General features: G+C 65.8%; 1 protein-coding gene. It reads left to right on the forward strand.

Annotation, left to right across the window (positions count from 1 at the left end; translation table 11 throughout):
- Positions 1–442, forward strand: a 442-nt coding sequence (locus FQ746_RS33290; protein ID WP_260854259.1) for a YccS/YhfK family membrane protein, incomplete at both ends; no start/stop codon positions are given.

The raw sequence follows: 442 nt of genomic DNA on the forward strand, positions 1-442 counted from the left end.
CGCTGGCAGGCGCGCCGCATCGAGCAGCAGGCGCTGGCCGACAGCCTGTTCGCCTTGTCCGGCTACCTGCTCGCGCGCGCCGATTTCTACGATCCCGATGCCGATCTCGACGAGTGCTACCGCAACCTGGTGATCAAGCAGGTGGCGGCGGTCGAATCGCAGGAAACCGCGCGCGACATCGTGCTGCGCAACCTGCCCAAGCTGCGCCACGGCAAGCTCGACCCGGCGCGCACCATGATGTTCAACCTGTTCATCAACAGCGTCGACCTGCACGAGATGTTCGTCGGCGCGCATACCGACTACCCGCTGGTGCGCAGCACCTTCGGCGGCTCGGACATGCTGCTGTTCTATCGCGACCTGATCCACAAGGCCGCCTCCGACCTCGAAACGGTTGGCCTCGCGGTGCTGGAGAATCGCGCGAGCCAGCCGCGCATCAGCGTGA

The sequence above is a fragment of the Paraburkholderia sp. BCC1886 genome, from assembly GCF_900996245.1.
In the GTDB taxonomy this organism is placed as follows: Bacteria; Pseudomonadota; Gammaproteobacteria; order Burkholderiales; family Burkholderiaceae; genus Paraburkholderia.